The following is a 5526-nucleotide window of genomic DNA, read 5'->3' on the forward strand; positions in this document are numbered from 1 at the left end:
GCATTGATTGAAATTGACCCACGGTACTTAACTAATATTGAAAATAAAGGGCAACACCCCAGCATACAAGTTCTTTATGACCTTGTATCGTTACTTCATGTTTCCGTTGATGAATTTTTCTTACCTGGGGTCCCGAGCGCTTAGTGGGAATTTGTATCGATAAGGGGTACAAATTCCCACTAAACCAATGTTTCAAGGCCTATTTATTTTTTATATTCAATTCTCTTAAGTGTTTAGGAATAGATAACAAGTCAAATTTATACTCTCCAAGAAAAGTGATATGCTCCCAATTAATAGGAGATACATGCTTCATATACTTAGTTACTTCGGGATCTATTTTGACGAGATAATTATAAGCTGCTTGTAAGTAGACGGCGTTCCATATACTTATTGCATTTATTAACACATTAAGCGCACTAGCACTTTGAAGTTGTCGGCGAATATCGCGCTCCATAAATTTTCCGCGTCGCCCAAAAAATAGTTCTCTAGCTAAAGCATTAATCGCTTCTGTCTTATTTAGTCCATGAGTGATCCTTCGCCGTAGCTCACTATCTGTAATATAATCTATCATAAAAATGCTCTTTTCAATGCGACCTAGTTCTCTCAGTGCAAGAGCTACTCTATTCTTACGTGCGTATGAGCCTAGCTTTCCTAATAGTAAAGAACTAGATACTTTTCCTGTTTGAATCGAATAGGCGATTCGTTTAATTTCATCATAGTTTTCTTCAATAATTTTTACATTGATTTTTCCGCTTATATCTTCTGATAAGTTAGGGTAGTAGGAAGGTGATTTGATAGAAAATAATTGTGATTTTTTTATATTTCTGATGCGAGGTTCAAAATCAAAGCCTAGTAATGCGGTCATTCCAAACACCTGATCAGAATACCCATTTGTATCAGTAAAATGTTCCTCAATATCTAGATCTGTTTCATGATAAAGTAGGCCATCAAGGGTATGAGTAGCTTCCCTTGTATTAGTTGAAGCAACCTCGATATGATGAGTCGTATGCCTATCATTTATTGATCGAATCATTGTAGCTCCTTTTTCCATACTTTTGTAATGTGGATTAACATCGGATTTTAGAGCTGAGACGCCCACTGGGACGCGCATTCCGTCTGAAGCAGTGGTTTTTCCTTCACCCCAAAAGTCTGCAACAGGAAGCTTTAACTGATAATTAACCAAAACAGATTGAGCACGAGTCAGAGCTTCTTTATAAAAGCGCCATTGTTTGGCATTGGCTAACTGAGAATAAGAAATTCCAGGAGTTGATTGGGCCATTTTTTCAAGACCAATATTCATCCCTAAACCCAGCAAAGCAGCAAAAATAATTTTTCTTTCTTGTTCACTCGGCGGTTTCCCTGTAGAATCATGACTAAATTCTTGTGAAAAGTTGGTCCAACTGTCCACCTCAATTAAAAGATCACTAAGCCTTATCTTAGGAATTATTGAATAAAGTTTTTTTCTATATATTTCTGCTTCGCTAGGTGTAACTTTTTCCAACTTTTTAAGGTTTGCTCTTGAAATTCTCTTATCAACTGTCGAATAAAATTGAAGCTGTAAATCTAAAATTATTTCCCGATCCTTTAAATAGTCCTCAAACGTGTCTGGAATAGTTTCTGAATCAATACAAGCAGATAAATCAACTAAGTAATCATCAATATTTCGATGGATCATACTTCCTTCAACTGAAATATCTCCTGATCGAATATTGTTCTTTAGCTCGGTGAAAGCTACTAACTCATAGTAAGACCGATCTATTTTCCCCTCTTCTGGCCGAACAAGGCTTTTCCATTTTTTACTCACAAAATCAGTAGAAGTATCTGCCGGTATTTTTCTTTTACCACTATTGTGTAAATCAGTTAGTTGAGTTAGGGCCATGAGGACTGGATTTGCTGCCGGAGTTGCTTTGAACGAAAGGGTCCTCAATAACATTGGCGTGTATCTTCGGAGGTAATTAGCTTTATTTCGAACCATTTCTAAATAGCCATGATTTTTATTACCTGTAATTTTTTTAGCTTCTTCTCCATCTTGTACTAAATCTTCCCAAGGCATGATTCGTTCAATTTCGTCAAAAGGATTACTATCATTATCTTTTGCAAAGTGAAGAGCATCAATTAAAGAAGCATAATGTTCCAATTTTTTAGTAGCCAATTTTCCTTTTTCTTTTAACTGTTCTTGTGAATCACGTGTCCCTTTGCGTTTAATACTTGCTAAAATGCGGTCATTAATCTCAATCAGTTGATCGATCAGATATTGATGATGATTGACTAAAAAAGCAATAAGTAAAGAGTATCTTTTTTCAAGCTCAAAACGGGAGAAGTCATATGCATCATAATTTTCCCCTAGTCTAGCTAGCTGAAGAAACCTGTTCCGATTAATATGGGAGACATTAATTGTCCCGAGTCCCATGGAAGCAATCACTTCCACTTTTTTACAAATACTCATAAAGCTTTCTGGATTTGCCTTACCTGGAATGTCTTTTAGCCAAGCGAGTTTAGTTATTTTCGTCTCTTCATAAATTTGAAACAAACTCTCTAGTTTTTCAATTTGTATATCTGTTAATGAACAGAGTAATATTGAAAATAAGTTGTTTTCTGCTTTATCTCGACAGCGGCTTATAATGTCTTCAAGTGTAGCTATAGATGGAAAAATAATTCTTTTTCGAGTTAAGAAATCAATTGTTTTTTTCATTAGATAGATAGAGTCATCATTTTCTAAAGCTAGTTCAATTAAATATTCTATTAACTGTTTTTGTGTATTAGCACTACCGAATCGATGATAGTTGAATACTTCTAAGATCTCGTTGAAGTGATTTGCACGTGTATTTCTATGATCATATGAATTTAAATCAATTGCATCAAGATGGAGCTGTCGACTCACATAAGAAGTTAGTCTGGTTGATTTAATCGGCCAATTACTTAAAGAACACCCAGGATACCGGGCCAAACAAAGTTGTATCGCAAATCCTAGTTTATTGACCTTTCCACGGTGTTGATTAATAACCTCCAGATCATAATCAGAAAAACTAAAATACGCTTTAAAATCCTCTTCTGATAAGTGGTCTACAGAAAGAAGTTGTTCACGCTGTGAAGTAGTTAAAATTCTTTTCATAGCCATATCTTAAGCATTCCTTTTATTGAGGTAACGGTAAAAGGTTGTTTTGCTTAATTTAGAGGCATCAAGAATTTGACGAATAGAATACTCTTTGCTGTCATACATTTTTAAAGCTAAATCAATTGATAGCTTACCTTTACTTGGACGGCCCCCTTTTTTTCCTCGGACTCTGGCTGCCTTAAGACCAGAGTTAGTTCGTTCAATAATAATATCCCGTTCCAGTTCTGCTAAACTAGCCATAACTCGGAAAAAGAATCTTCCCATAGACGTTGAAGTATCTACGTTATCTTGAATAGATATAAAATTGACACTAAGTTCTTCAAATAATTCAGAAAGTTCAATCAAATGTTTAGTTGATCGTGAAATTCGATCTAACTTGTAAATGACAACAGAATCTCCTTCACGTAGTAGGTTGATCATTTCTTCTAATTGCGGTCGGTCTTTTTTCGCACCAGTTACTTTTTCTTGAAATAATTTATCAATTCCATAATGAGTAAGTGCATCAATTTGTAAACTAAGATTTTGATCATCCGTACTCACTCGAGCATAGCCAAAAATCATAAAAAAACCTCCTTAATTTTATAATTTAAATGTACCATAACTCATTAAGTATAACTATATAGGAACTATGAAAAAGGAACGGATTTTGGTACTTGATTTACTTAAAAAACATTTAGAAAAAGCAGGAAAATGAAAAGGTACCATAAACGGTCGTTTATGGTACCATTCAAATTTATCCTTATTGTACAAAATAACAGCGAAATTTTTAAATCTATTCCTTATCGATACAAATTCCCCGTAGGCGCTAGGGACCTCTTTAGCTCCTTGGAAGCTGTCAGTAGTATACCTAATAATTTATCTACATTCCCTTTAGTAACGTGTAACTTTCCAAATTTACAAAAGCGACTCATAGAATTATTTCCTCCCGTTAAATAATAGATAACTATTAAAAATAGACAATACTTGCTCATAAGTAACGGTACTTAAATTGTTTACTTTGGCGTGTTTCATTGCTTGATGAAACTGATTTTTAGTAAACAGTTGACGATATTCTCGATTGACCCATTTTGAAACAAAGTACGTATATAGCTTCCAATATTTATCTGGAACATCTGTGGTATGGCGGGTAAGTTTTATTAAGACACTGTTTACTTTTGGTTTAGGATGAAAGCATTCCGCTGGCAGCTTAAGCAATTGCTGAATCGAGACTTGAGTGTGCAAGAGCAACCCTAGTGTTCGGTGAATATCCAAGGTACGCTTGTAGAATCCTTCTTCAACAATCAGATAGATGTCAGACGCATGGCTTTCAAAAACCACTTTTTTAATAATTTGTGTGCTTAAATGGTAAGGAATATTCCCAACAATTTTATACCTCTGTTTGTTAGGGAATTGAAACTGTAGAATATCTTGGTGAATTAAAGTGACACGAATGTTCAGTTTTAATTTTTCTGACGATAAGTTGAATAGATGACTGTCTAATTCAATAGACGTTACCTGTTTACTTATTTTAGCCAGTTTCGTCGTTAAATGCCCTTTACCTGTTCCAATTTCGTAAACGGTATCGGTTTCTTTTAAATTCAATTGTTTTATTATTTGGTTGAGTACTTTTTCACTCGTTAAAAAGTTTTGAGAATATTTTATATTTTTGTTCATGTAATCACTCCTGAAGTGATTACATCTGTAAATAAATACAGAAGTTAAACGATTTGTTTGTAATTTTAGTTATCTGTTTAAAAAGTCATAAGATTAGTCACTGGTAGGAATTAATCTAACGTATTTATTTATCTGCGTAATCACTGTTTTTAGTCTGTTTCAAAACAGTAGATGTTTTATCTACATTACGCTACGCATTTGGAATACCAACATGACGAATCCCTCCTTCTTAATTACAAATTTTTAGCATCTAATTTAACTTCAATTCCTATTATACACAAAATTTTAAGATAATGCACTATCAACACACTCTTAAGTTTGCTTCTAAGTCTTATTTCCATAACTTTAGGGTTAACCATACGCAAGACCAATCACTCTCGGACAATACTCATGATTTTAATGATAAAATCCATGTTAAACCCATAGATAAGAAATACACCTGCAATAACCGTTACCTGTTTGTGCCAATTTAAAAATGCACCACTTTTTTATAATTAAAACGGTTGAAAACTGTACCACTAATAACTCACAATAGAGAGATGTCACCGTCAAGTTAAATGTACAAAATAACAGCGAAATTTTTAAATCTATTTCTTATCGATACAAATTCCTCGTAGGCGCTCGGGACCCCTACCTGCTAATAACTTGGTAAAAAGCACCCGACGATTACAGATAGAGAAATACATGGATAGCTTTACAGACAAAGAACTATCCTTAATGGAATCTTTAGCCAGCGGTATCAACGAAGCAAGAAACAT

3 protein-coding genes and 4 pseudogenes are annotated in these 5526 nt (G+C 34.2%); 2 read left to right on the forward strand and 5 right to left on the reverse strand.

From position 1 onward, the window contains the following. A pseudogene (locus PCY71_RS14725) lies at positions 1-126 on the forward strand (helix-turn-helix domain-containing protein); the annotation flags it as partial. Between the two features lie 73 nt (positions 127-199). Here the strand turns inward: PCY71_RS14725 and PCY71_RS14730 are convergent. The 5 genes and pseudogenes from PCY71_RS14730 to PCY71_RS14750 all read right to left on the reverse strand — a co-directional run. Next, positions 200-3118 carry a Tn3 family transposase gene (locus PCY71_RS14730; RefSeq protein ID WP_001240982.1) on the reverse strand — a complete coding sequence of 973 codons (2919 nt, stop codon included), beginning with the start codon at positions 3116-3118 and terminating at the stop codon, positions 200-202. 3 nt (positions 3119-3121) lie between these two features. Beyond that, positions 3122-3676 (reverse strand): recombinase family protein, encoded by a 555-nt coding sequence (locus tag PCY71_RS14735; RefSeq protein WP_000576156.1) that lies wholly within the window; start codon positions 3674-3676, stop codon positions 3122-3124. Between the two features lie 354 nt (positions 3677-4030). Next, complete coding sequence (gene erm(B), locus PCY71_RS14740) at positions 4031-4768, reverse strand: 23S rRNA (adenine(2058)-N(6))-methyltransferase Erm(B) (RefSeq protein ID WP_001038790.1); 738 nt, start codon at positions 4766-4768, stop codon at positions 4031-4033. A gap of 124 nt (positions 4769-4892) precedes the next feature. Further along, a pseudogene (locus PCY71_RS14745) lies at positions 4893-4981 on the reverse strand (23S rRNA methyltransferase attenuation leader peptide). Positions 4982-5029: 48 nt separating this feature from the next. Then, a pseudogene (locus tag PCY71_RS14750) lies at positions 5030-5115 on the reverse strand (MLS leader peptide); the annotation flags it as partial. 283 nt (positions 5116-5398) lie between these two features. Here PCY71_RS14750 and PCY71_RS14755 point away from each other — a divergent pair. Continuing rightward, positions 5399-5526 (forward strand): annotated as a pseudogene (locus PCY71_RS14755) (XRE family transcriptional regulator); the annotation flags it as partial.

This window comes from Streptococcus sp. SN3, from assembly GCF_030439905.1.

Excerpts from the sequence above, each read along its gene's own strand:
- PCY71_RS14730 (WP_001240982.1), bottom strand. The coding sequence starts at position 3,118 with ATGGCTATGAAAAGAATTTTAACTACTTCACAGCGTGAACAACTTCTT.
- PCY71_RS14735 (WP_000576156.1), bottom strand. The coding sequence starts at position 3,676 with ATGATTTTTGGCTATGCTCGAGTGAGTACGGATGATCAAAATCTTAGT.